The 25,439-nt window shown below is 60.3% G+C and carries 24 protein-coding genes and 1 pseudogene; 4 read left to right on the top strand and 21 right to left on the bottom strand.

The window, feature by feature from the left end:
• Both OC610_RS05110 and OC610_RS05105 read left to right on the top strand, forming a co-directional pair.
• A partial coding sequence (locus OC610_RS05110) for a hypothetical protein (RefSeq protein ID WP_264426837.1) occupies nt 1-226 on the top strand: 226 nt, incomplete at its 5' end.
• A gap of 57 nt (nt 227-283) precedes the next feature.
• Nucleotides 284-1,183, top strand: a complete 900-nt coding sequence (locus OC610_RS05105) for a helix-turn-helix domain-containing protein (RefSeq protein WP_264426836.1) — start codon at nt 284-286, stop codon at nt 1,181-1,183.
• Between the two features lie 83 nt (nt 1,184-1,266).
• On the opposite strand, the gene OC610_RS05100 is transcribed toward OC610_RS05105, so the two are convergent.
• Both OC610_RS05100 and OC610_RS05095 read right to left on the bottom strand, forming a co-directional pair.
• Entirely contained in the window at nt 1,267-2,028 is a 762-nt protein-coding gene (locus tag OC610_RS05100; protein ID WP_264426835.1) for an SDR family NAD(P)-dependent oxidoreductase, read from the bottom strand.
• 127 nt (nt 2,029-2,155) lie between these two features.
• Nucleotides 2,156-4,138 carry a M10 family metallopeptidase C-terminal domain-containing protein gene (locus OC610_RS05095; protein ID WP_264426834.1) on the bottom strand — a complete coding sequence of 661 codons (1,983 nt, stop codon included), beginning with the start codon at nt 4,136-4,138 and terminating at the stop codon, nt 2,156-2,158.
• 237 nt (nt 4,139-4,375) lie between these two features.
• Between OC610_RS05095 and fos the strand changes: the two genes are divergently transcribed.
• Nucleotides 4,376-4,786: a fosfomycin resistance glutathione transferase gene (gene fos / locus OC610_RS05090; RefSeq protein ID WP_264426833.1), complete on the top strand. Its 411-nt coding sequence runs from the start codon at nt 4,376-4,378 to the stop codon at nt 4,784-4,786.
• A gap of 218 nt (nt 4,787-5,004) precedes the next feature.
• On the opposite strand, the gene OC610_RS05085 is transcribed toward fos, so the two are convergent.
• From OC610_RS05085 to OC610_RS05070, 4 genes and pseudogenes are all read right to left on the bottom strand, one after another.
• Complete coding sequence (locus OC610_RS05085; protein WP_264426832.1) at nt 5,005-5,418, bottom strand: hypothetical protein; 414 nt, start codon at nt 5,416-5,418, stop codon at nt 5,005-5,007.
• 71 nt (nt 5,419-5,489) lie between these two features.
• On the bottom strand, nt 5,490-5,792 hold the full coding sequence (locus OC610_RS05080) for an NIPSNAP family protein (RefSeq protein WP_264426831.1): 303 nt from the start codon (nt 5,790-5,792) through the stop codon (nt 5,490-5,492).
• Between the two features lie 215 nt (nt 5,793-6,007).
• Nucleotides 6,008-6,370, bottom strand: a pseudogene (locus OC610_RS05075) (DUF6124 family protein).
• A gap of 503 nt (nt 6,371-6,873) precedes the next feature.
• Complete coding sequence (locus OC610_RS05070) at nt 6,874-7,323, bottom strand: hypothetical protein (protein WP_264426830.1); 450 nt, start codon at nt 7,321-7,323, stop codon at nt 6,874-6,876.
• Between the two features lie 273 nt (nt 7,324-7,596).
• Between OC610_RS05070 and OC610_RS05065 the strand changes: the two genes are divergently transcribed.
• A complete protein-coding gene (locus OC610_RS05065; RefSeq protein ID WP_264426829.1) occupies nt 7,597-8,409 on the top strand; it encodes a DUF1206 domain-containing protein in 813 nt (270 codons plus the stop codon).
• 84 nt (nt 8,410-8,493) lie between these two features.
• Here the strand turns inward: OC610_RS05065 and OC610_RS05060 are convergent, their stop codons facing one another.
• From OC610_RS05060 to paaH, 15 genes are all read right to left on the bottom strand, one after another.
• A complete protein-coding gene (locus tag OC610_RS05060; RefSeq protein WP_264426828.1) occupies nt 8,494-9,573 on the bottom strand; it encodes a tartrate dehydrogenase in 1,080 nt (359 codons plus the stop codon).
• A 59-nt stretch (nt 9,574-9,632) separates the two neighbouring features.
• Nucleotides 9,633-11,093 carry an NAD-dependent succinate-semialdehyde dehydrogenase gene (locus tag OC610_RS05055; RefSeq protein ID WP_264426827.1) on the bottom strand — a complete coding sequence of 487 codons (1,461 nt, stop codon included), beginning with the start codon at nt 11,091-11,093 and terminating at the stop codon, nt 9,633-9,635.
• 220 nt (nt 11,094-11,313) lie between these two features.
• Complete coding sequence (gene paaZ / locus OC610_RS05050) at nt 11,314-13,365, bottom strand: phenylacetic acid degradation bifunctional protein PaaZ (RefSeq protein WP_264426826.1); 2,052 nt, start codon at nt 13,363-13,365, stop codon at nt 11,314-11,316.
• Between the two features lie 59 nt (nt 13,366-13,424).
• The gene (locus OC610_RS05045) at nt 13,425-14,678 is read right to left on the bottom strand and encodes an OprD family porin (protein ID WP_264426825.1); all 1,254 of its coding nucleotides are present in this window, start codon (nt 14,676-14,678) and stop codon (nt 13,425-13,427) included.
• A 20-nt stretch (nt 14,679-14,698) separates the two neighbouring features.
• The gene (locus OC610_RS05040) at nt 14,699-16,345 is read right to left on the bottom strand and encodes a cation acetate symporter (RefSeq protein ID WP_264426823.1); all 1,647 of its coding nucleotides are present in this window, start codon (nt 16,343-16,345) and stop codon (nt 14,699-14,701) included.
• Nucleotides 16,342-16,650, bottom strand: coding sequence for a DUF485 domain-containing protein (locus OC610_RS05035; RefSeq protein WP_264426822.1), 309 nt, complete (start codon nt 16,648-16,650; stop codon nt 16,342-16,344). The genes OC610_RS05040 and OC610_RS05035 overlap by 4 nt, the downstream gene beginning before the upstream one ends.
• 176 nt (nt 16,651-16,826) lie before the next feature.
• The gene (paaE, locus tag OC610_RS05030; protein ID WP_264426820.1) at nt 16,827-17,903 is read right to left on the bottom strand and encodes a 1,2-phenylacetyl-CoA epoxidase subunit PaaE; all 1,077 of its coding nucleotides are present in this window, start codon (nt 17,901-17,903) and stop codon (nt 16,827-16,829) included.
• 32 nt (nt 17,904-17,935) lie between these two features.
• The gene (gene paaD, locus OC610_RS05025) at nt 17,936-18,469 is read right to left on the bottom strand and encodes a 1,2-phenylacetyl-CoA epoxidase subunit PaaD (protein ID WP_264426819.1); all 534 of its coding nucleotides are present in this window, start codon (nt 18,467-18,469) and stop codon (nt 17,936-17,938) included.
• Nucleotides 18,456-19,217: a 1,2-phenylacetyl-CoA epoxidase subunit PaaC gene (paaC, locus tag OC610_RS05020; RefSeq protein WP_264426817.1), complete on the bottom strand. Its 762-nt coding sequence runs from the start codon at nt 19,215-19,217 to the stop codon at nt 18,456-18,458. The genes paaD and paaC overlap by 14 nt, the downstream gene beginning before the upstream one ends.
• A gap of 8 nt (nt 19,218-19,225) precedes the next feature.
• Nucleotides 19,226-19,507 (bottom strand): 1,2-phenylacetyl-CoA epoxidase subunit PaaB, encoded by a 282-nt coding sequence (gene paaB, locus OC610_RS05015; RefSeq protein WP_003208899.1) that lies wholly within the window; start codon nt 19,505-19,507, stop codon nt 19,226-19,228.
• Between the two features lie 27 nt (nt 19,508-19,534).
• A complete protein-coding gene (gene paaA / locus OC610_RS05010) occupies nt 19,535-20,524 on the bottom strand; it encodes a 1,2-phenylacetyl-CoA epoxidase subunit PaaA (RefSeq protein WP_264426815.1) in 990 nt (329 codons plus the stop codon).
• Between the two features lie 243 nt (nt 20,525-20,767).
• Nucleotides 20,768-22,093: a phenylacetate--CoA ligase PaaK gene (gene paaK, locus OC610_RS05005; protein WP_264426814.1), complete on the bottom strand. Its 1,326-nt coding sequence runs from the start codon at nt 22,091-22,093 to the stop codon at nt 20,768-20,770.
• A 99-nt stretch (nt 22,094-22,192) separates the two neighbouring features.
• Entirely contained in the window at nt 22,193-23,404 is a 1,212-nt protein-coding gene (pcaF, locus tag OC610_RS05000) for a 3-oxoadipyl-CoA thiolase (RefSeq protein ID WP_264426813.1), read from the bottom strand.
• On the bottom strand, nt 23,397-23,846 hold the full coding sequence (gene paaI, locus OC610_RS04995; RefSeq protein ID WP_264426812.1) for a hydroxyphenylacetyl-CoA thioesterase PaaI: 450 nt from the start codon (nt 23,844-23,846) through the stop codon (nt 23,397-23,399). The genes pcaF and paaI overlap by 8 nt, the downstream gene beginning before the upstream one ends.
• Nucleotides 23,839-25,356, bottom strand: a complete 1,518-nt coding sequence (gene paaH, locus OC610_RS04990) for a 3-hydroxyacyl-CoA dehydrogenase PaaH (protein WP_264426811.1) — start codon at nt 25,354-25,356, stop codon at nt 23,839-23,841. The genes paaI and paaH overlap by 8 nt, the downstream gene beginning before the upstream one ends.
• Nucleotides 25,357-25,439 lie beyond the last annotated feature (83 nt).

Genomic DNA, 25,439 nt, shown 5'->3' with positions numbered 1-25,439 from the left:
GCTGCGTTGGGGAAGCTCGGTCGCGGTGTGCCTCGGCATCCTGTACTTCACGAATCAAGCGCTGAGCGGCGGTAAGGTTTCCATTTGGGCCCGAGCATGGCGCGCCGTCAAACTTCGGGTCGGGCGGCTGCCTTGGCACACGCTGCAACACCAGGGGCTCGTGGTCGTGATTGTCGTGCTGGTGATGGCGGCAACGGTGTATTGGCGTATGAAAGGTGTCGCCTAGAAAAATTTTTCAACATCAGGGGCGCTGACGGGGGATCGATAAGGGAGGTTGATGAGCATGAAGCCAATAGAACGAACCTCGCCCCGTGGGCTGGAGGCTTACATTCGCGGCGAGTGCCTGGCGACTTCGGATGAATTGGCCGGCCGCGACGTGTTGGTGCAGATATTCAACCGCGAGCGCCAGGAGGAAAGCGTTATCGTCCCAGCCGTCGCTGAGCCCTTGCTGGTATGGATCATGTCAGGCACCGCGGCGGTGCAGGAACGGACCCTGGGTGGCGAGTGGCAAACCAGCGTCGTGTCCCAGGGCGATTTCTTTTTGACCACATCGGCTGAGCCCTACGAAATGCGCTGGAATGTTTCTGGCGCAGACGCTTTTGTCGTGATGCATATCTACCTGGGCATCGCGTTGTTGGAGAAAGCCATTCAGGAGACGCTCGATGGCCCTGGTGCTGTCCGCTTGCGCGAGGTGTCGGGTGGTCGTGACGATGTACTGTCCGTGCTGCTGGAACAGTTCCGCACGGAACTGACCACTCGCCACGGGGGCAGCGCACTCTTTCTGCAAGGACTGGCGCAGTGCCTGGCCGTTCACCTCGCCCGTGAGTATCTGGACGATTCGGCGGACGATATCGCCCGCCGCAATGCCTTGCCGGCTTATAAATTGCGACGCGTGTTGGCGGACATGGAAGGCAATCTGCAAAAGGAGTTCAGCTTGCGGGCGCTGGCCGAAGCCGCTGACATGAGCGAATTTCACTTCAGCCGGCTGTTCAAGAAAGCTACCGGGCACTCGCCTTCGCAGTTTTTCATCCGACTGAGAATGGCCCGTGCCCGGCAGCTTCTGTTGGAGACGGATCGCAGCATTATCGATATCGGCCTGGACGTGGGGTACAGCAGCCCAAGCCATTTTTCCCAAGTCTTCAAGCGCCAGGTGGGCGTGACGCCGAGCCACTATCGCAAGTGAGCCCTTTGCCGATGAGTTCGTCATCGCGGTTCCCAAAAAAACGCGGTGCGGACAACGCCGCACCGCACGGATCAAAGCAAGCATCAGCCCACGGGAATGCTCATGCCGCCGTCAGCCATGACCACCGAGCCGACGATGAAGCTGGCGCGTTCGGAGGCGAGGAAGGAGACGATTTCGGCAATTTCCTCTGGCGCCGCCGCCCGGCCGATGGGTGCCGATTTACCGTGTTCCTCCAGGAAGCCGCGGCCGTCGTCCATGAAGTGGTTCAGCAGGTTGGTCACCACGTCACCGACGCCAATGGCGTTTACCCGGATGCCGTGCTCGATTGCTTCAAGCGCCTGGGTGCGCGTCAGTTGGGCGAGGGCGCCTTTGGAAGCGGTGTAGGCGGCGATGCCGGGGAACGCAAAATACGAGGCGTAGGAGGCGATGTTCACGATCGCCCCGGATTTGTTTTTCATCATTGCCTTCATCGCTTCGCGAGAATGCAGGAACGCGCCGGTGATGTTGGTTTCCATCTGCCACGTCCAGTCTTCGCGCGTCATTTCCACGATCGGTTTGTAGAGGATTCGGCCAGCGTTATTGACCAGCACGTCCAGCTTGCCGAACGTCCCGACGGCCAGGGCGACGGCTTTTTCAGCGGAGCCATCCAGGGTGATGTCCGCGACGAAGGGCACAATGCCGTCTCGCTCCAGGTCGTTTACAGACGGGTCGATGTCCTCGGCGATTACTTTGGCACCGCGCGCATGGAGCAGCTCGGTAATGGCTTTACCAATGCCACTGGCCGCACCGGTCACCAGGGCTACTTTGCCTGCAACTTCATCAGGGGTTGGATTGAATTGAGTCATGTCAGGTCTCCAAGCAGTGGTTGTCAGTCGTTTCGACGGTTCAACTCTGCTGCTTTTTGACGTGCCTCTCTCTGGCGACCTTGCTCGGACTGTTGGGTTTTTGCTCCTTTCTCGTTTGTTGGCCGCGCTAAACCTGGAAGTCAGCCACGCCGACCAATTGAAATACTTCTTCTTCCGAGGGCGCGAAGGTGATGTCCAAGTTACGGTAACCGGAGTGATCCCCAACCAGGCTCAACTCGAATCGGGCCCCGGCAGCGTCGGCTTCGTAGCTCTTCAAGTACGTCAGGTCCTTGGCTTCATTGAAAACCACGTCCAACGTGCCGTTGTAGCCATTTCCCAGTCGGGTAAAGCCCAGGGCGGACACATCGATCGTGTCTTCACCGGCGGTATAGTCCATCAGGCGATCGGTGTGGTTTTCGGTGGCGGTACGGTAACTGTCGCTCAGTGCGTCGAAGCGGAACACATCGTCGTTGCCGCCACCCGTTAATAAGTCCCGGCCTTCGCCGCCAACCAATACATCGTTCCCTAGCGCCCCAAAAAGACGATCGTCGCTCGCGAACCCTTCGATGATTTCGCCACGAGCGTTGCCTTGTAATTGATCAGCCCCTTCGGTGCCCATCAACCTGGCTTGCTGGAACAGGATGTTGGTTTCATCCAGCGCTTGGCCCAGGTTTCCGTCGAAGACCACTTCGAAGCGTTCTCCATCCGCATTGGCCTCGAAACTCTTGAGGTAGGTCCGCGTCCCACTTTCATTGACGCGTATCGCCAGGGTTCCGTCATGTCCATTGCCCAGCCCGAGGAAGCCCAGGGAGGAGAGGTCGAGCGTATCGGTGCCGGGGTTGAAGTCGGTAATTCGGTCGCTATGGGCCGTGGTTGCGGTTCGGTAGCTGTCGGTGACTGACTCGTAGCGGAAGGTATCGGCTCCGGCACCGCCCGTCAGCAGGTCGCGACCTTGCTGTCCATCGAGCAGATCGTTACCGGCCCCACCAAAGATTGCATCGTCGAACGAAGCGGTACCTAGCAAGAAGTCATCCTCGCTGGCGCCGTCAAGGTGGTGATAGCCGTCGTCGGGATTACCGAAGCTGTGGTCCAGGCTGCCGTCGGGGTTCAACTGAACCAAGGCGGCCAGATAACCGTCCGCGCTCGTGCCTTGGCTTCCGCCAATCAATAGCTTGCCATCGGCCTGCACGACCATGTCGGCGACAGCAAAGGGAGCGCTTTGCGAGCCCCAACGCACCTGGCCCTGATCACCAAAATCGGTGTCGAGCGAGCCGTCGGCGTTGAGTCGAATGACGCTCGCCACGCCGCCCGAGGCGCCCGCCAGCAGGATTTTGCCGTCATCCTGTATGACGAGCGCGTCTGCATGAACATCCAGGACCAGGCTGCCCCCATTCGCAAAACTGTTATCCAGGGTGCCGTCCGGGTTGAGGCGGGTCAGGGTGTCTTGCCCGGTGACCAATACCTTGCCGTCTCCCTGCAGCGAAACGTCAATCGTGCCGCTGGGGTGGATGCCGACGGACGCTGGCAAGTGCAGGACCCCAGCCTCCGCGAAAGACGAGACCAGGGTCCCCGTCGCGTCGAAGCGGGCGATGTAGATTTCCCCGGAGGGATACGCGGCGCTTGCGAAAAAGCTGCCGTCGCGTTGCACCGAGAATGACGCTTGCTGGCCAAGATCGTCATTCCAGTAGAAGGGCACTGTCGCGGTGCCGCCGTTCCCGAAGCTCGTATCGACGCTGCCGTCAGCCAAGGTACGGCTTATGCCCGACACCCAGGCATCGCCTACTTTCACATACTGCGCCGCAAGATAACCCCCTCCCGGCTGCACCGCGCCATTACCGCCGTCCTCGATATCGAGCGACACAGGCAGCAGCGACTTACCGTCTCCACTGTAGTTGCGGTCCAGGCGACCGTCGGCATCAAACCGGACCAGACTGCCGGTGAAGCCTGAATCCTCTTCGCCACCCAGTCCCAGGCGACTATAAGCGCCGAGCCAGATATTACCGTCGGGATCGACCGCGATACCTGCGACGGTGTCCGAGCCCCATAAGGTCGTGGCGACCATGCCTGTGTTCCGCTCGGCTGAAGCGGCGGGCGAAATGCTGTGACTCATGTCCATGCCTCCGAAAACGATATGTCGCCAAAGACAATAGACACGGCTCAGTCGGGTTGCCACTTTATGAAGCGAGTGAACGGAAACCGGGGACAGACCACGATTATGACTCCAAATCGTGGTCTGTCCCCGTTTCTTCACGTTTCTTCTCAATAGGCAAAAATCGACCGATTGTGTCGAAAAAGTCGATATTGTTATCCTCGACCGTTCTCATGGACTGGTTCTGGATAGATGCTCATGTTGACTGGCTTGAATCATCTGACGTTGGCGGTGGCGAACCTCTCTCTCAGTATTGAGTTTTATGTGGCTCTTCCCGGCTTTAGATTGGCTGCCCGCTGGGAGACGGGAGCTTATCTTTCCCTCGGTGACCTCTGGCTTTGTCTGTCTGTCGATGAGAGCCGCGTGGCGGAAAAAAAGCCTGATTACACCCACTGTGCGTTTTCGGTGGGGCAGGACGACTTTGAAGAAGTCGCCGCTTACTTGCGGCTTCGTAACGTAATTGAGTGGAAATCCAACTCGAGCGAAGGCAACTCGTTCTATTTTTCGGATCCCGATGGGCATCGCCTGGAGGTGCATGTAGGCAGCCTAGCCTCAAGGCTTGAGCAATGCCGGCGCCAGCCGTATGCAGGTATGGAGTTTTTTGACTGACCGTTTTTGTCTGATTTTATTGAAGATAGCTCTGCTATCCGGCCAACGGCAAAATCTCTGCATTAGCGAGCAGGGAAGCAGACGAAAAAGAGAAAAGGAAAAAGGAAAAAGGAAAAAGGAAAAAGGAAAAAGGAAAAAGGAAAAAGGAATTTTGCATTCGGAAGTCGTGATCGTCGAGCGCATCGCATCGTTGCTGGACTCTCAGCGCTTCGGGTTTTTCAAAGTTCATATGGACGCCTGCTTGATGCTGTATCGAGGGTTTGCATTATTTCGAGGACGATCGGCTTCACATATTTCTCACTGGGGTCGGTCTCCGGCGGATCGCTTTTGCGGATCCACTCACCTTGGTCGAACGCTTGGTAAAGGGAGAAAGCGGGCTGAGGCATGTCATTGGTCATGCCCACTTCAACCACAGCGTTGATGATCCCGTTCATGACGCCGTCGCAAAAGTCATAATTCAAAGTCCCCTGTAGATAGCCTTCCGCAATCGCGATGGACAGCTCGTTCAGCACATCTTGTGGGGCAACATCAAATTTCACACACGTGGCGGCAATATCACTCAGCGCCAAACCGTCTGCTTCAGCTTTCAGGGAAAGCTCTTGGAGCTCATTCTTCGGTAACAGCCTAATCATGAGTTTGTTCCGGTGGACGCGAGGTGGCGCTTGCGTCATTGACCAACGACCGAAAGGTTAATTAACCAAAATCAAAAAACGGGGCGCAGAAACGTGCGTTCGTAGCTCAAGATGAATCTTTGCTGGGTAGCCTCCGCCACCAATCTAATGCATTCCTCGTCCAGCTCGCTTTCTTTGCGATAGCGCTCGTACTCAGCGAGGTTGGCAAAGCTGAACAGACAGTAAGCAATGTTGTTGGCACCTTCAGCCGGTAGGAAGTAGCCGTGATGCTGGCCCCCCATGCGGGTCACAACGCCGATCCACTGGCGGGAATAGCTCTCGAACGCCGGAAGTTGGTATGGGTCAATGGCATACCTGACATGGCATGTAATCACGGGTCAGTCCTTTGGGAGGGTAAGGCCACGAATTTTACACTTCCAACTGCGAAACGCCGAGTGGACCGCTTCTGGGCGTTTGTGGCCTACCGCTAGGAAGGTGATGAAGTGCAGAAGAAAAATTTGAAAGCAATTTAGAGTTATTCGCCTACTCCTACGGATCGAAAATCAAAACCCGACGCAAAACGTCGGGTTTTCTCGTTTAGGAATAAATCCTACTGCCGCGGCTCCACGTTATCCAACACCCGATTCGCCAACAACGAACTCAACTCAATCAACTGCTGAATCCCCAGCGCCACATGACGCCGTGCCCCATCCAGATCAAACGCCAGATCACTCACCATCGCATCAGCCGAAGCCAACGTCTCAGTGAGGTTGGCAAGCAAACATTAGTTATCGAGGCCTTTCACGACGTTGAATAGCTGCCCCGGTTTGGGGGCGTCTTTGGGTTTATCCGGTTTCGGTAGCAAGTAGTGATCGAGCACGCGCTTGGTGGTTTCGTCGTGCTGCTTGGCTTTGGATTTTGCGGATTTGGAAATGGAATCTGCTTCTGGCGGATTCGGGGTAATTTTGAACATAAGCTTCGGTTCCCAATGTGGTGCCGACACCCCGAAGCTACTAAACAAAGGGGTGGCAGCTGTACGCAGGTTAGTAGACCGGGGAACCAAAGAAGCCGGCGCGCCTGAGCGCCCTGCGTACAGCCACCATCAAGAACAGGGTAGGACCCTGTTTGAGACGCGCTTGTACAACTTCGATTACCTCGGGCTACTAAACCCGACCACTGATGGGGCAGTGGCAGGAAGACAATAGAGCCCCGGGACAAGGCGCACAAGCGGGCGGATTCTGGCGTAGTTGTAGGCAAAGGCGCAAGGATGCGTAGCTAGATGGACGTTGTAGGCGATGGCTGTAGGAGAGGGGTGTTTTGGCAATGCAGGTGGGTTGTTTTGCTCAGTCCAGCAACACGAAATGATTTGAATCTAATTCGCCCGTTGTAGAGAATTGCCACCTTGGGAAACCGGGACAGGCCACGATTTGGACTCATCTGTAATCGGACCGTCTCATAATCGTGGTCTGTCCCCGTTTAATCACCGATTTTCGATTCCTGACCCAATATCGCGTTTACACCGTCTGCAGTCCCCTGCGCCACGTGAGCCGGTACCGGGCAATTCTTGATGATGTTCTGCAGCGGCACCATTGGAGAAATATCAAGATCATCTATCTGATCCTTGATGGAATCGGCAAGGGTCCCACTCGTCACCACGACGATGTCGTTTTCGTTCTGCCCGCCGATGAGCACCACCGTAATGTGAGCCACATGCTCGCCATCCGGGACCAGGGCGGGCCCCCAGGCTACGCCATAGCCGCCGCCAACCTTGGAGCCATTAAGGCGAGTAAGAATGTTGTCTTTGACCTGGCTCGGCGAAGGGTTCTTCATGTTTTTCCAATCCGGCGAAGACAGCGCCGCATTGTTCACCACGTACGCGTGGGTCAGGTTGATTTGTCTTTGCTGAAGTGAGTCTAGCGAAGTCATGACTGCTCCTTGTCTCGAAGATAGATAGTTCAACGGGACCAACGAAAACCCACGGCTGCCGTCGATCCTTCTTGGCCAGCAAGGTCGAGTGTAGCCGCGGTTTTGGAAGCGGCAACTTAATGCGCAGTCGCAGTAGTTCGAATGATTCTTGAAACGAGAAGGGGACCGTATGCTACCCCTCACGACCGGCAGAGATCGGCCAGCGGAACATAACGATAGAACCCCTTCCAGCCAGACGAGTCTGTTCCTGTATTACTTTCGGGAAAGCAGCCAATGTCAGCGCACCATAGCCTTATTGTCCTTGCACGCGGGGGGTACGCCGCTCGAGGAGTGATTTACCTCATCATTGGCATCTTCGCGTTGCTTGCGGCACAAGATTCAACAAAGCCGAAAGACAGCCAGAGAAGCCTGGAAGCCTTGTTAGGCCAGCCGTTTGGCGATTTTTTAGTGGGCGTCGTCGTGGCGGGCCTGCTCGCATTTGCGGCATGGCGTGTTCTGCAAGCTACGCGTGATGTCGACCATCACGGTAAAAATCTCAAGGGCCTGATCATTCGCACCGGTCTGTTTGCGGGAGGTTTGGTCAATGGTGCTCTGGCATTTTTTGCGTTAGGCCTACTTGTAAGCGGCATTGGTAGCTCGGGCAATTCAGGGGAGCAAACCAAAGATTGGCTGGCACATCTATTATCTTGGCAGCATTCCAACTTATTGGTGTATCTGGTTGCTCTTATTCCACTTGGCGTTGGAATCGCTCACATTATCAAGGGGTGGAAGGCATCGTTTGAAAAGTATTTCGAGGCCGACGAAGAGCTCATGCGGTACGTCCGCCCGGTGTCTCGGTTTGGCCTGATTGCACGGGGCGTCGTCTTTATAGAGATTGCATTGCTGTTGGCCGTTAGCGGCTCTGCCTATCAAGCCATGGATCCACCCGGTATGAAGGAAGCCCTTGACGCGCTCCAGGGTTTACCCGCTGGATGGTTGGTTTTGATGGTGATGGCCTTCGGATTGATTGCTTTCTCGGTTTACAGCTTCGCTGAAGCCTTCTGGCGAAAGATAAATATGGAAGTACCCGGATTGTCGAGAGTGTAGTGCACGGTACTCAATGCAAAAGCCACACGCGCAAATCCCCCGTAACACGTGCCGTGAACGGGAGGTTGCGCGTTATCTGCCGCCTCAGACCGCAGCGGCGATGGCCTTGCCCAAGGCTTCGGTGTTGCCGCTGCCACCGATGTCAGCGGTCAATGGCGCATTCTCTGGTCCCATCGCCAGGACCGTTTCGATGGCGGCCAGCACTGCGGCGCCCGCCTGCGGGTGGCCCAGGTGTTCGAGCATCATCGCGCCGCACCAGATTTGTCCGATCGGGTTGGCGATGCCTTTCCCGGCGATGTCCGGTGCCGAGCCGTGCACGGGCTCGAACAGGCTCGGGAAGTTGCGTTCGGGGTTGATGTTGGCTGACGGCGCGATACCGATGGTGCCGGTGCAGGCGGGGCCGAGGTCGGAAAGGATGTCGCCGAACAGGTTGCTGGCGACGACGACGTCGAACCAGTCGGGATGCAAGACGAAGTTCGCGGTGAGAATGTCGATGTGGTACTTGTCGACCTTCACGTCTGGAAATTGCTTGCCCATCTCGACGACGCGCTCGTCCCAGTACGGCATGGTGATTGCGATGCCGTTGGATTTGGTGGCGGAGGTGAGGTGTTTCTTCGGGCGACGCTGGGCCAGGTCGTAGGCGAACTTGAGAATACGGTCGACGCCGACGCGGGTCATGACGGTCTCCTGCAACACGATTTCCCGTTCGGTGCCGGGGAACATCTTGCCGCCGACGCTGGAATATTCACCTTCGGTGTTTTCGCGCACGACCCAGAAGTCGATGTCGCCGGGCTTGCGATTGGCCAGCGGAGCCTTCACGCCCGGCATCAGGCGGCAGGGGCGCAGGTTGACGTACTGGTCGAACTCGCGACGGAACTTCAGCAGCGAATCCCACAGGGAAATGTGATCAGGGACGACATCTGGCCAGCCCACCGCGCCGAAGTAGATCGCGTCATAGCCCTTGAGAATCTCGAACCAGTCGTCGGGCATCATTTTGCTGTGGGCCAGGTAGTAATCGGCGCTGGCGAAATCGAACCAGTCCCATTGCAGCGCCAAGTCGTGTTTGGCCGCCACCGCGTCGAGTACGCGCACGCCTTCGGGCATGACTTCCTTGCCGATCCCATCGCCGGGGATCACTGCGATCTTGTACTGGGCTTTGCTCATGGATCCGACTCCTCATTGATGTGGACTGATTGCCAGTGTATGCAGCAGACCCGTATCCATCAGCCCAGGCCGCCGATGTGCCACGCCTTGACCTCGAGAAACTCGTCCAGCCCATACTTGGAGCCTTCGCGACCGGTGCCCGATTGTTTCATGCCGCCGAAGGGCGCGACCTCCATGGAGATGATTCCGGTATTGAGCCCGACCATGCCGAACTCCAGGCGCTCACCCACGCGCCAGGCGCGGCGCATGTCCTGGGTGAAGTAATAGGCGCCGAGGCCGTAGGGCGTCGCATTGGCCAGGGCCAGCGCCTCGTCCTCGTCCTTGAAGCGGAACAGCGGCGCCACCGGGCCGAAGGTTTCTTCCGTGGCCAGCAGCATGTCGGCATTGGCATCGCGCAGTACGGTCGGCTGTACATAGAGCCCGTCGCCTTGGGGAGCGCCGCCGATGGCGATGCTGGCGCCTTTCGCCAAGGCGTCGTTGATGTGCCGTGTCACCTTGTCCACGGCGGCGGCGTTGATCAGCGGCCCGATGGTGACACCGCTTTGCTGGCCGTCGCCGACTTTCAACTCGGCAACGGCAGCGCTCAAGCGTTCGGCGAAGCGGTCATAGATGCCGTCCTGCACCAGAATGCGGTTGGCGCAGACGCAGGTTTGGCCGGCGTTGCGGAACTTGCTTTGCATGACACCGGCGATGGCCAGGTCAAGGTCGGCGTCGTCGAAGACAATGAACGGCGCGTTGCCACCCAGCTCCAGGCTCAGGCGCTTGATGGTGGCGGCGCACTGGCTCATCAGCAACTGGCCGATCCGGGTGGAACCGGTAAACGACAGCTTGCGCACGTCGGGGTTGGCGGTCATTTCGCCGCCGACCCCGGCAGGCAGGCCGGTCAGGACGTTGAACACGCCGGCCGGAATGCCCGCGCGCTCAGCCAGCACCGCCAGCGCCAGGGCCGACAGCGGGGTCATTTCCGATGGCTTGACCAATACCGCGCAACCCGCCGCCAAGGCTGGGGCGCATTTGCGGGTAATCATCGCGTTCGGGAAGTTCCAGGGCGTGATGGCCGCGACGACGCCGATGGGTTGCTTGAGCACCAGAATGCGCCGATCGGCGGTAGGCGAAGGAATCGTGTCGCCATAGACGCGCCGGGCCTCTTCGGCGAACCACTTGACGAAACTGGCGCCGTAGGCGATTTCGCCGCGGGATTCGGCCAACGGTTTACCTTGTTCGGTGGTCATGATCAGCGCCAGGTCTTCCTGGTTTTCCAGGATCAGGCTGAACCATGCCTCCAGGTAGCGCGCGCGTTCAGCGGCAGCCAATTCGCGCCAGGCACTGAAGCGCGCTTGCGCGGCCTCGATCGCGCGGCGGGTTTCAGCGGCCTGCAATGCCGGGACCCGGGCGACCACGCTGCCGTCGGCGGGGTTGGTCACGTCGATCGTCGCGCCGTCGTCGGCCTCGATCCAGGCGCCGTTGACATAGGCGCGTTCGACAAGCAAGGAAGGGTCGCGCAGCTGGTTTTTCAACATGATCAGGGCCTCGTAGGTGCGAACGATGGGCCCATTGTAAAAAAGACCGGCCAGTGGCTGATGCCGAGATGAGCCTGTGCACGGGTGATAGATGCTGAAATCAGGCGCGTGACGGCAGGCTCTGCTGGGGCGGGAAATTTTGATTTAAGCCGCTTGATACCCGCTCGGCAGGGCGGGTATCAAGACGGATGCAAGCGCTGATGTATCCAGATGAGGTTTGCTATTGGCGTTTCACAACCAGGGTAAGGATGTCGTAACTGGCCACCAGTTCACCGAGCTGGTTGGTGACTTCCACATCCCACGCCACCACGCCCTGCGGGATGCCTTGGGGGCTCTTTTTGCCCTGGTCGATTTTTCGCTTGCAGGTCAGGCGCGCCTGGATGGTGTCGCCGATGCCGACCGGATTGATGAAGCGCAGGGTATCGAGGCCGTAGTTGGCGAGGACCGGCCCAGGTGCCGCGGACACGAACAGACCGGCGGCGGCCGACAACACGAAATAGCCATGGGCGATGCGTTTGCCGAATTGCGATTCCTTGGCGGCGATTTCGTCGAAGTGCATGTAGAAGTGGTCGCCGGAAAGGCAGCCGAAATTGACCAGGTCCGCCTCCGTCACGGTGCGCCGGTGAGTCAGGAGTGACTCGCCGATCTGAAGGTCCTGGAGGTAGCGGCGGAACGGATGCACTTCGGTTTCAATGACGTTCGCACCGCGCACATATTCGCCGGTAACCGCTGCGAGCATGGTCGGCGAGCCTTGTACCGCCGCCCGTTGCAGGTAGTGTTTCACCGCGCGCAGGCCGCCGAGTTCTTCACCGCCGCCGGCTCGCCCCGGGCCACCATGTTTGAGTTGCGGCAGGGGCGAGCCGTGGCCGGTGGATTCTGCGGCGGATTCGCGATCCAGTACCAGCAAGCGGCCGTGCCAAGCGGCGGCGACCGGAATCGCCTTGGCCGCGATCTGCGCATCCTTGGTGATGAAACTGGCAACCAGACTGCCCTTGCCGCGAGCGGCCAAGACCAATGCTTCGTCCAGATCGTCGTAAGCCATCAGCGTGCTGACCGGGCCAAACGCTTCGATGTCGTGAGCGCCACCTTCGGCGTGCGGGTCACGGGCCTGCAGCAGGGTTGGCGCAAAAAACGCACCCTGGCTGACGTTTGCGCCACGCGGTTCGAAACCATCGCGGGCGCCGAACAGCATGTCGCTGCTTTGCAACAGGCTTTCCAGGCGTTCGGCGACGTCTTTCTGCTGATCGTGAGAGGCCAGCGCCCCCATGCGCACGCCTTCCACCGACGGGTCGCCGACCACGACCTTTTTCAGCCGGTCGCGCAAACGGCTGGCGACCGCATCGATGTGCCTGGCCGGCACAATCGCGCGGCGGATGGCGGTGCATTTCTGCCCGGCCTTGGTGGTCATTTCCCGGGCGACTTCCTTGATGAACAGTTCGAACTCTTCATCGTCCGGGGTGACGTCCGGGGCGAGGATCGCGCAGTTCAGCGAGTCGGCTTCGGCGTTGAACGGCACCGAATGGCGGATCAGGTTCGGATTGACCCGCAGTTTGGCCGCGGTGTCGGCCGAGCCGGTAAAGGTCACCACGTCCTGGCCTTGCAGGCGGTCGAGCAGATCACCGGTGCTGCCGATGACGAGTTGCAGACTGCCCGCCGGCAGCAAACCGGATTCGTCCATCAGCCGTACCACGGCTTCGGTCAGGTAACTGGTGGCGCTGGCCGGTTTGACGATGCACGGCATGCCAGCGAGAAAGCTCGGCGCGAATTTTTCCAACATGCCCCAGATCGGGAAGTTGAAGGCGTTGATATGCACCGCCAAACCGCCACGAGGCACCAGGATATGCGTGCCAGCGAAGCTGCCCAGCTTGCTCAACTGCATCGCCGGGCCTTCATGAACGATGTTGCCCGACGGCAGTTCCCGCGAGCCGAGGCTGGCATAGGTGAACAGCGTGCTGTTGCCGCCTTCGATGTCGATCCAACTGTCGGCACGGGTGGCGCCGCTGTGGTGGGAGATCGCGTAGAGCTGTTCCTTGCGTTCGCTCAGGTACAAGGCCAAGGCCTTGAGACGCTGGGCGCGTTGCTGGAAATCCAGCACCATCAACCCACTGATACCTTGGCGACGACCGTGCTCGACGGCTTCGGCGAAGTCCGGGCGCTCTTCGTGGGTGCGCGCAATCTCATGGCCGTCGATGGCGCTGCGCAGCACCTGGGCACCGTGTTGGCCGATCCAGCGACCGGCGATGAAACTTTGCAGGGTAGGGGCGTGAGGCATCACGATTCCTCCGGGTTAAGAAAATGTCTGGCGCGGCCGTGACCGCGCCTTTGCAGGGGTTACCAAAGCGCCACGGTGTAACCGACGATCAGGCGGTTTTCATCGAGGTCGGTGCTCAAACCATTGCCGGAGCGGAAGGTGACGTTGCGCCAGCGCAGGCTGACGTCCTTGAACGGACCGCTCTGGATGACGTAGCTGATGTCCGTGTCGCGTTCTTGCTCGCGGCCGTTGTCGACGCTACCGGCCTTGACGTGGCGACCATCGGTGTAGCGCGTCATGAAGGTCAGGCCGGGAATACCTTGCGCGGCGAAGTCATAGTCATAACGCAGCTGCCAGGAGTCCTCTTCGGCGCGGGTGTACGTGTTGTAGGTCACCAGGTTGACTACGTACGGATCGCCGCCGTTGAGGAACGGAAAGGCACTGGCGCCGGACAACTGCTGATACGTGGCGCTGATTTTGTGGGCACCGTGGGACACGGTGAACATGCCGTTGAAGTTACGGTTGTCGATACGCCCGGCCCGTTCGGCGCCGTCGCCCCGGCTGTCGAAATAGCGCAGGTCACTGCGCAGGTTGAAGCCATTGCCCAGCGGCTGGGTGTGCACCAACCCGACGAACTGCTGGCGATAGATTTGCTCGAGCTTGCCGTAGTAGTAGCTGAGGTTCAGTTGTGGACTGAATGCGTAGCTGCCGCCAGCGAAGTCAAAGTGGTCGCTGCTGGCAGCGCCGTAACCAATGTCATCGTTGCTGGAGGAATCCCGCAGGTTCGCCTTGGTGAGGCGCCCGGTGTTCACGGTCAGGCCGGTGATCTCCTGGCTGGTCAGCAACCCGCCCTCAAAGGTCGAACCCAACAGACGCGTGTCGTTGTAGGTGACCACCGGCAGCAAGGGTTGCAGGGTGCCGAGCTTCAACACGCTTTTCGATACCCGCAGCTTGCCGGTCAGCCCCAATTCGCTGAACTCGTCCGCCGGCTCGTGGCTGTTCGGGCCAAAGGGCAGCAACCCGGTGCCACGACGTTCCGGGCTGGAGTCGAGTTTCAGCCCCAGTTCACCCAGCGCATCGAGACCGAAGCCGACGGTGCCGTCGGTGAAACCGGACTCGATGCGTGCGGTAAAGCCCTGAGCCCATTCTTCAGCCTTGGATTGTGGCGCGTTGTCCTGGCGAAAATCGCGGTTGATGTAGTGGTTGCGCATTTCGATGCGCGCCTTGCTGTCGTCGATAAAATCGGCCATGGCGCTGGGGGCGACCATGGGCAGGCCCAACGCGGCGGCCAGAGAAAGCAATGTTTCGTAAGGTACGGTACGTGCGGGTTTCATTATTGTTATTCCCTGCCTGATCAGTGCTTGCTGGCGCCAGAGGCACCGATGCCGGTCATCGAGCGGATGAATTGCGCCAGGTAACGGCCGCGTTCAAGGGCCGCGCGGGGCGAGGCGTCGGTGACGGAAAACAGCCAGGCACTGAAGAACGCCAGGCTCATGGAAAACAGCGCAGGGTTTGAATAAGGGAACAGTGCCTTGTCGTGATGCAGCACGTTGACCCACACCACCGGGCTCAGCACCAGCAGCACAATCGCCGAGACCAGGCCGGACAGGCTGCCCAGGACCGCGCCGCGGGTGGTCAGGCCTTTCCAGTACATCGAAAGGAACAGCACCGGGAAATTCACCGACGCGGCGATGGCCAGCACCAGCCCGGAGAGGAAGGCAATATTTTGCGATTCGAACAGCAAGCCGAGGATGATCGCCAGCACGCCGATGCACAGCGTGGCGATGCGCGATACGCGGATTTCCTGCTGCTCGGTGGCCTGGCCCTTGCGTATCACACAGGCATACAGGTCGTGGGACACCGCCGACGCGCCCGATAGCGCGAGGCCGGCGACCACCGCCAGGATGGTGGCGAACGCCACTGCTGAAATGAAGCCAAGGAACAGATTGCCGCCCACGGCTTGCGCCAGGTGTACGGCGATCATGTTGCCGCCGCCGATGATCGCGCCGCTGGCATCGCGGAACGTCGGGTCAGTGCCAACCATGACGATGGCGCCGAAGCCGACGATGATCAGCAGCAGGTAGAAGTAGCCGATGAAGCCGGTGGCGTAGAACACGCTTTTACGCGCTTCCTTGGCGTCGTTGACCGTGAAGAAACGCATCAGGATATGCGGCAGGCCGGCGGTGCCGAACATCATGCCCAGCCCGAGGGAAATCGCATCGATCGGGTTCGACAACAACCCGCCGGGCGCCATGATCGCGGAGCCCTTGGCATGCACGGCAGTGGCACCGGCAAACATCGCCTCGGTGCTGAAGCCGAAATGCTTGAGCACCATGAACGCCATGAAAGTGGTGCCGAATAGCAGCATCACGGCCTTGATGATTTGTACCCAGGTGGTGGCGAGCATGCCGCCGAAGGTTACGTAGAACACCATCAGCACGCCGACCAGCATCACGGCATAGAGGTAGTCGATACCGAACAGCAGTTCGATCAGCTTGCCGGCGCCAACCATTTGCGCCACCAGGTACATCAACGCGACGGTCAAGGTGCCGAACGCCGAGGTCAGGCGCACCGGGGTCTGTTCGAGGCGGTAGGAGACCACGTCGGCGAACGTATATTTGCCCAGGTTGCGCAGGCGCTCGGCGATCAGGAACAGAATGATCGGCCAGCCCGCCAACACGCCGAGGGCGTAGAGCAGGCCGTCGTAGCCGTTGAGAAACATCATCGCCGAAATGCCGAGGAAGGACGCTGCGGAGATCATGTCGCCGGCAATCGCCAAACCGTTCTGGAAACCGGTCATGCCGCCGCCGGCGGTGTAGAAATCGCTGGCGGAACGGGTGCGCAAGGCGGCCCAGCGCGTCACGCCGAGGGTGAACAGCACGAACACCAGGAACATGCCAATGGCGTTCCAATTCAATGAGCGAGAGGCACCTTCGGCGGCGACGGCCAAGTCGCTGATCACGGCCAGCGGCAGCAGGAACAACGCGATGAGACGGCTCATCTGACGCACTCCTGCTTGAGTTTTTCGTTCAGCGGATCGATCACGTGGTTGGCGCGATAGACATAGAAACCGGTCAATCCAAACGCCAGGATCACAATCACCACGCCCACCAGCATGCCCACGGATGTCACGCCGCCACTCAGGGACTGGCCGAGGGTGGCCGGGGAGAAGGCCACCAGCAGGACGAAGCCGAAATAAATCACCAACATGATCAATGACAGCGACCAGTAGAGGTTCTGTTTGCGGCGGACCAACTGGATGAAGTCGGGGTGTTGGTGGATGAGTTCTACGTCTTTGGGTGTCATGGCACGCGCTCTCGTGTTGTTGTTTTTGTTGTGGGGTGAAACGGTGTATTCCGGTCGATCACTGGCCCCCTGCGGGAGCGAGCCTGCTCGCGATGAAGGCAGCCCATCCAGCATCACTGGAGGCTGACCCACCGCTATCGCGAGCAGGCTCGCTCCCACAGGTTTTTGCGTTGCGTCTAGAGCTGATCGAAATCCAGGACGACTTTGTCGCTGATCGGAAACGCCTGGCACGACAGCACGTAACCGGCGGCCACTTCGTAGTCTTCCAGGGCATGGTTGCTGTCCATTTCCACTTCGCCTTCGACGACCTTGCATTTGCAGGTCGAGCACACGCCCGCCTTGCACGAATACGGCAGTTCGGCGCCCTGGGCATTGCCGGCATCAAGGATGCTCTGGCTGTTGCGCGGCAGATCGAAGGCGAGGGCGCGGCCGTCGCTGATGACGGTGATCTGACTCACGGCGGCGTCGACCTGACGCGCTGCTTCCCGCGCTTGGCGTTTCTGCTGGCTGCCTGCCGCGGCGAACAGTTCGAAGTGAATGCGTTCCGGCGTCATGCCTTTGGCTTTCAGGCTGTCGCGTACGGTTTCGGTCATTTCCTGCGGGCCGCAGATAAACGCTGCGTCGAGGGCTTTGACGTCGAGCCAGCGGGAGAAAAGCTGTTCGCATTTCCCGGCATTGATCCGGCCGTTGTACAGATCGACGTCCTGCTGTTCGCGGCTGAACACGAAGATCAGGTTCAGGCGTTGCAGGTAGCGGTTTTTCAGGTCTTCCAATTGCTCGCGAAACAGCGCGCCGGAGCTGGAGCGGTTGCCGTACAGCAAGGTGACACGGCTGTGGGGTTCGGTTTGCAGGGTGGTCTTGATGATCGAGAGGATCGGCGTGATGCCGCTGCCCGCTGCCACGGCCAGGTAGTTGCCATGGCGAGCGGGATCCAGTTCGACGTGAAAATGCCCGGCTGGGGGCATCACTTCCAGGCGGTGTCCGGCCTTCAATTGCTCATTGGCAAACGCTGAGAAACGCCCGCCCGCCACCCGTTTGATGGCGACACGCAGCTCACCGTCGTTGACGCCGGTGCAGATCGAATACGAACGGCGGACCTCTTCGCCATCCATCAATGTGCGCATCACCAGGTGCTGGCCCTGGGTGAAGTGGAAACTGTCCTGCAGGTGCTGTGGAATCTCGAAGGCGATGGACACCGCGTCACGAGTCTCGGCACGCACGTCCTTGATGGTCAGGCTGTGAAATTTACTCATTTTTATTCTCCAGCTGGACGGCCGATCGCCGCTCAGATGCACTTGAAATAATCGAACGGTTCCCGGCAATCGCAGCAGCGGTACAGCGCCTTGCACGCGGTGGAGCCAAACTCGCTGAGCACTTCGGTGTGCGTGCTGCCGCATTGCGGGCAGGCGATAACCGGGCTCTCGCCAAGCAGGCTGCGTTTGCTGGAACTGCCGTCCGGTGGTGCGATGCCATAGGCGCGCAAGCGTTCGCGGCCCAGGTGGGTGATCCAGTCGGTGGTCCAGGCCGGGGTCAATTTGCGCTCCAACTGCGGAGCCTTGAACCCGGCCAGTTCCAGCGCATCGCGGATGTCGCTTTCGATCACTTCGGTGGCGGGGCAGCCGGAGTAGGTCGGCGTGACCACCACGTGCAAATGCCCGCCTTGCCAGTCGAGATCGCGAACAATGCCCAGGTCCACCACGCTGACCACTGGCACCTCCGGGTCCATGACCTGCGCCAGGGTCGCCCACGCGGTGGTCAGGTCGCTCGGTTGTGCCGGCCGCGCGCCCTGGTCGCTGGCGATCAGCTCACCAGGTTGCATCGGGGTACGCTCGGGGCAGGGACTGCATCTCGGCGAGCAAAATGCCCAGGTGTTCGGTGTGCAGGCCCTGGCGCGCATTCAAATAGAAATAACTCGGCGCGGCGGGCACGGGCAGGGTGGCACTGGCGAAAGTCGCGTTGACCTTGGCTTGCCACGCAGCGGCGACTTGTGCGGCGTCCGGCGTGACACCGGCCTCGCACAGGCGTTGCTCGCTGTCATCGGCACTGGTCAGCTCGACGGTAAAGCGCCACACCTCGGGAATCGCCGCGAGCATGCGCGTGTGGCTTTCCTCGGTGCCGTCACCCAGGCGCTCGACCCATTCGCTGGAACGACGCAGATGGTAGGTGACTTCCTTGGCTGCTTTAGCGGCGATCCCGGCGATGCGTTCGTCGCTGGACTGGCTCAGGCCGCTGAGCACTTGCAGGTGCCAGGCGTCGTAGAGAAATTGCTTGAGAATGGTCACCGCGTAATCGCCGTTGGGTTGTTCCACCAGCAGCAGGTTGCGATAGGCCCGCTCATCGCGACGGAATGCCAGGTGATCGGCATCGCGGCCGTCGTCCAGCAGCTCGGCGGCGTATTCCAGCCAGTTGCGGGCCTGGCCGACGAGGTCGAGGCCAACGTTCATCAGCGCCAGTTCTTCTTCCAGCGCCGGGGCCTTGCCGCACCATTGGCACAGGCGCTGGCCTTGGATGAGAGCGCTGTCGCCGAGGCGCAGCAGGTATTCGATCAGATCAGTCCGGTTGCTCATGGTCCACCTCACATGTGCCCGACTTCGGCCGGCAATTCATAGAAGCTGGCGTGTCGGTAAACCTTGTCGTCCGCTGGATCGAACAGGGGATCTTTTTCATCGGGAGACGAGGCGGTGATCAGTGCTGAAGGCACGACCCACAGGCTCACGCCTTCACTGCGGCGGGTGTACAGCTCGCGCGCATTCTCGATGGCCATCGTGGTGTCGGCGGCATGTACGCTGCCGACATGCTTGTGGTTAAGGCCGTGCTTGCTGCGCACGAAAACTTCGAAAAGGGTCCATTCAGACATTGCAGTGACTCCACATCAGGTGGCCGATCAGGCGGCGTTCTTGTTCTGTTTCTTGCGAGCGTGGGCAACCGCGGCTTCGCGAACCCAGGCCCCGTCTTCCATGGCTTTGCGGCGGGTGGCGACGCGTTCCTGGTTGCAGGGGCCGTTGCCCTTGAGCACTTCGTAGAACTCGCTCCACTGGATTTCGCCGAAGTCGTAGTGACCGCGCTCGGCGTTCCATTTCAGGTCCGGGTCGGGGCAGGTGCAGCCGAGCAGTTCCAACTGCGGGATGGTCTGGTCGATGAAACGCTGGCGCAGTTCGTCGTTGCTCTGGCGCTTGATTTTCCAGGCCATGGACTGGGCGCTGTTCGGCGAGTGTTCGTCGCTTGGGCCGAACATCATCAGTGACGGCCACCACAGGCGATTGATCGCGTCCTGGACCATGTTTTTTTGCGCCTGATTGCCGTGGCGCATCATCGTCAGGAGGATTTCGTAGCCCTGGCGCTGGTGGAAACTTTCCTCTTTGCAGATACGCACCATGGCCCGGGAATAGGGACCGTACGAGGTGCGCTGCAACACGACCTGGTTGACGATCGCGGCGCCGTCCACCAGCCAGCCCACGGCGCCCATGTCGGCCCAGTTCAAGGTCGGGTAGTTGAAGATGCTTGAGTACTTGGCCTTGCCACTGTGCAGCTTGGCGATTTCTTCGTCGCGGTCGGCGCCGAGGGTCTCCATGGCGCTGTAGAGATAAAGGCCGTGACCGGCTTCGTCCTGGATCTTGGCCATCAACTGCAGTTTGCGTTTGAGCGATGGCGCGCGGGTGACCCAGTTGCCTTCGGGCAGCATGCCGACGATTTCGGAGTGGGCGTGCTGGGAAATCTGCCGGATCAGGGTCTGGCGATAGGCATCGGGCATCCAGTTTTTTGCTTCGATCTTGATTTCCGAATCGATTTTTTCCTGGAAGGCGCGTTCCTGCTCGGACATTTCCGAGAGGTCTTTGATGCGCTTTACGCCGGTTTCTACGAGCTGTGCGTACATGGAGGTCTCCCGCCTTGAATCATATCGAGGGCATGGAGAACTTTATAAGTGATACGAAAACTATAATCAAACAAAAAATACCGTGTCATATGATTTTTTGTATCGCTTTCGTCTTTTTGAGGGCTTGCAGAGGGTGTTTCGACAAGGGATCGCAGCGCTCGTCCTCGATCAAGTCTTCACGGATGGCAGGCGTATCAGCCAAAAAAAAGCCCCGCGAAGGCGGGGCTGAAAAGGGGGCAGCAGTCATGCTTTAGGGCGCTTGTCCATCACGTGGCAGGCCTTGCCTTCAGAACGTTTGAGGGAGTGCAGCGGCTGCAGCACGATGCGCGAGCTGATCCCGATGTACGTCTTGATGTGCCGACTCAACTCGCCGCAAATGGCTTTTTGCTGGTCGTCGCTCAGTTGCTGATGCTCAGCCCTCAACTCGACATGTACGTCCACGCTGTCCAGGTTACCGTTGCGATACAGATGTATCTCATAGCATTCTGAAAGCTGTCTTATTTTCAATACCTGCTCTTCGATCTGTGTCGGAAACACGTTGACCCCGCGAATGATCAGCATGTCATCGCTGCGCCCAGTGATCTTGTCGATCCGCCGCATCTGCCGCGCGGTGCCTGGCAGCAAGCGCGTCAGGTCGCGGGTGCGGTAGCGGATCATCGGCAAGGCTTCCTTGCTCAGGGAGGTAAACACCAGTTCGCCCATTTGACCGTCCGGCAAGACCAGGCCTGTGATCGGGTCGATGATTTCCGGGTAGAAGTGGTCTTCCCAGATCGTCGGGCCGTCCTTGGTTTCGGCGCATTCCATGGCAACGCCCGGCCCCATGATTTCCGAGAGACCGTAGATGTCGAGGGCGGTGATACCCAGGCGGTTTTCAATGGCGCTGCGCAGTTCGCCCGTCCAAGGCTCGGCGCCGAAAATGCCCAGGCGCAAGGCCAGTTTGTGCGGGTCAATGCCCTGGCGCTCTATTTCGTCGGCGATATTGAGCATGTAGGACGGCGTGACCATGATGATGTCCGGCTGGAAATCCTTGATCAATTGCACTTGTTTTTCGGTCTGGCCACCGGACATCGGAATGACTGTGCAACCCAGGCGTTCGGCGCCGTAGTGCGCGCCCAGGCCACCGGTGAACAGGCCGTAGCCATAGGAAATATGCACTTTGTCGCCACGGCGCCCCCCGGCTGCGCGGATCGAGCGGGCGACGACGTTGGCCCAGGTATCGATGTCGTTCTGCGTGTAGCCCACGACGGTCGGTTTGCCGGTGGTGCCGCTGGACGCGTGCAGGCGCACCACGTCCTGCATTGGCACGGCGAACATGCCGTAGGGGTAGTTGTCGCGCAGGTCGGTCTTGGTGGTGAATGGAAACTTCGCCAGGTCGTCCAGCGTTTTGATGTCGTCGGGGTGGACGCCCAGCGCGTCGAAACGCTGGCGGTACAGCGGCACGTTGTTGTAGGCGTGGTTGAGGCTCCAGCGCAGACGCTCCAGTTGATGCTGGCGCAGTTCGTCTACGCTGGCGGTTTCCAGCGGGTCGAGCACGGGATCAAGCACGGCTTTGGCAATTGGCATGTTCATATCTTCACTCGAATTATTGTTGTGTTCGCGCCCTGTTGCGCCAGGGCTTTGAGTGCATGCCCCGAGGATACTCCTGGGCCCCTCGGGCGTTGCGATTGTTCAGACGGACAGGCGCTCGATGATCAGCGCGATGCCCTGGCCAACACCGATGCACATGGTGCACAAGGCATAGCGCCCCTGACGTTCTTCCAGTTCGTGAAGGGCTGTGGTGACCAGCCGTGCGCCGCTCATGCCCAATGGATGACCGAGGGCAATTGCGCCACCGTTAGGATTGACCCGCGGATCGGCATCGCCCAGGCCGAGCTCGCGCAGCACCGCCAGGCCCTGTGCGGCGAAGGCTTCGTTGAGTTCGATCACGTCCATGTCGGCGAGGCTCAGGTTGGCCAGTTCCAGTACTTTGCGAGTGGCTGGCACCGGGCCGATGCCCATGATGCGTGGTTCGACGCCGGCAGTGGCCATGGCGACGACCCGGCCGCGCGCCTTGAGGCCGTGGCGTTTGGCGACCAGCGGGCTGGCCAGCAGCAACGCGCAGGCGCCGTCATTGACGCCGGATGCATTGCCGGCGGTGATGCTGCCTCCTTCGCGAAAGGGTGTGCCGAGTTTCTGCAATTGCTCCAGCGTGGTGTCGCCGCGTGGATGCTCGTCATGTTCGACGACTTTGGCCGGGCCTTTGCGCTGGGGGATTTCTACCGCGACGATTTCCTTGGCAAAGCGGCCGCGAGCCTGGGCGGCGCCGGCCCGTTGCTGGCTACGCAGCGCGAACGCGTCCTGGTCGGCGCGGGAAATATTGAATTGCTCGGCGACGTTCTCGGCCGTCTCCGGCATGGAGTCGATGCCGTAGGTTTTTTGCATCAGCGGGTTGATGAAGCGCCAGCCAATGGTGGTGTCGTAGACCTGCGCCTCACGGGAAAACGCCTGTTCGGCCTTGCCCATCACCAGCGGCGCGCGCGACATCGATTCGACGCCGCCCACCAGCATCAAGCCGGCTTCGCCGCTGCGAATCGCCCGGGCGGCGGTGCCGACCGCATCCAGGCCGGAACCACACAAGCGATTCAGGGTGGTGCCGGGTACGCTGATCGGTAAGCCGGCCAACAACGCCGACATGCGCGCGACGTTGCGGTTGTCTTCGCCGGCCTGGTTGGCGCAGCCGTAGATCACATCATCCACGGTGTTCCAATCCACCTGCGGGTGGCGGCGCAGGAGTTCGCGCAACGGCACCGCGCCGAGGTCGTCGGCGCGCACACTGCTCAACGCTCCGGCGTAGCGGCCGATGGGGGTTCGCACTGCATCGATGATCAAGGCATCATTCATTCGGGGTCTCCTGCGCCAGCACTGCGCCGCGCACTTTGTAGGACTTGCCATGGAACAGGGCGATCAGTTGGCCCAGTTGGTTTTCAATGCGTACGTCGTAATTGCCGGTGCGACCGGAGCGGCTTTGCTCGGTACATTGGGCGGTCAAGGTGTCGCCCAGGCGCGCCGGGGCGATGTAATCGATGCTGCAACCGATGGCCACCGTGGCCTCGTTGTAGCTGTTGCATGCAAGCGCGAAAGCCGAGTCGGCAAGCGCGAACAGGTAGCCGCCATGGCAGGTGCCGTGCCCCTGGATCATGTCGGCGCGCACGCTCATGCCCACGCTGGCAGAGCCTGGCGCCACGGAGAGCAGGCGCATGCCCATTGCCTGGCTGGCGGTGTCGCGCTTGAACATCGCCTGCGCACAGGCGATTGCCAGGTTCATTGCTTCGTGATTAGTCATGAAAGGTCCCCCCTTCGGCGACACGACGGCGCAATAGCAGCGACGGTCGATAGCGCTCCTCGCCGTAGCTGGCTTGCAGGTTTTCCAGGACCTTGAGGATGTGCGTCAGGCCGATACTGTCAGCCCAGGCCAAGGGGCCTTGCGGGTAGTTGACCCCGGCGCGCATCGCCAGGTCGATGTCAGCGGCCGAGGCCACGCCTTGCAGCAGCGCATCGGCGGCTTCATTGGCGAGCATGGCCACGGTGCGCAACACCACGAGCGCCGGGCTATCGCTGAGCCGGCTGACGACAAACCCAGCCCGTTGCAGCAGGGCAACGCCGTCCGCGAGGGCGGCAGGTTCGATATCGGCAACACAACCAATGGCCAGGCGGCTGGCCTTGGCGTAGTCCCCGGCCAGATCCACCAGGATGAGATTGCGCAGGCCTTCTTCCCTGGCACGCTGGCACGCCATGCGTCCATCGCTCAGGGCCAGGACCGCATCGCCCACCCGCAGTAGGCCCGCGCCGTCGCGCTGGACGACCTCGACCCCTTGCTCACGCAGACGCGGGATCAGCCCGTTGGCGATGCCCAGATCGCCTTCGACCACACACGAAGTGACGGTGCGTTCGCTGTCGAGCGATGTTGGTTGCGGTCGCTGCGCACCTTCGGCGTAGCTATAGAATCCCTGGCCGCTTTTGCGGCCCAGGCGTCCGGCGTCCACCAGTTCTTTCTGGATCAACGACGGCAGGAAGCGCGTGTCGCCGTAATAGGCGTCGAATACCGAACAGGTCACGGCATAGTTGACGTCGTGACCGATCAGGTCGGTCAGTTCGAACGCGCCCATGGCAAAGCCGCCTGCCTCGCGCAGCAAGGCATCCAGGGTCGGGCAATCCGCTGCGTGCTCCTGCACCAGGCGCAGGCTTTCGGCGTAGAACGGCCGGGCCACTCGGTTGACGATGAAACCCGGTGTTGACCGGGTGTGCACCGGTTTTTTACCCCAGGCTCGGGCGGTGTCGTAGAGGCAGGCCGCCAGGGCCGGATCGCTGGCAAGGCCCGAGACGATTTCCACCAGCGCCATGACCGGCGCTGGGTTGAAGAAGTGCAGGCCGAGCAGGCGTTGTGGGTGACGCAGTTGTGCGGCGATGCTCGTAATCGACAGCGACGAGGTGTTGCTGGCCAGGACGCACTGTTCGTCGCAGATGTCTTCCAACTGGCGGAACAGGTCGCGCTTGACCTCAAGGTTCTCGACGATGGCTTCGATGATCAGTGCGCAATCGGCCAGGGCTTCGATGGTTTGCGCGGCGTGCAGGCGCGCAACGGTCGCGTTGCGAGATTCGGCGGACAGCTTGCCGTTCTCGACGCGTTTGCCCAGTTGGCGGTCGATGCCTTCGATGGCCTGTGCGGCGGCCCCTGGACGATTGTCCAGCAACAGCACTGAGTGACCGGCCTGTGCCGCGACCTGGGCAATGCCGGCGCCCATGGCCCCGGCGCCGATCACCGCGATGCGCGCGTGGGTGCTTAATGCAGTCATCGCTCAGCACCCCTTGAAATTTGGGCTGCGTTTTTCCATGAAGGCGCTGACCCCTTCACGGTAATCCTCGCTGCGCCCGGCCA

Source organism: Pseudomonas agronomica (genome assembly GCF_025917275.1).
Classification (GTDB): Bacteria; Pseudomonadota; Gammaproteobacteria; order Pseudomonadales; family Pseudomonadaceae; genus Aquipseudomonas; species Aquipseudomonas agronomica.
The sequence above is the reverse complement of the archived record's forward strand: the minus strand, read 5'-3'. Positions and strand labels throughout refer to the sequence as shown.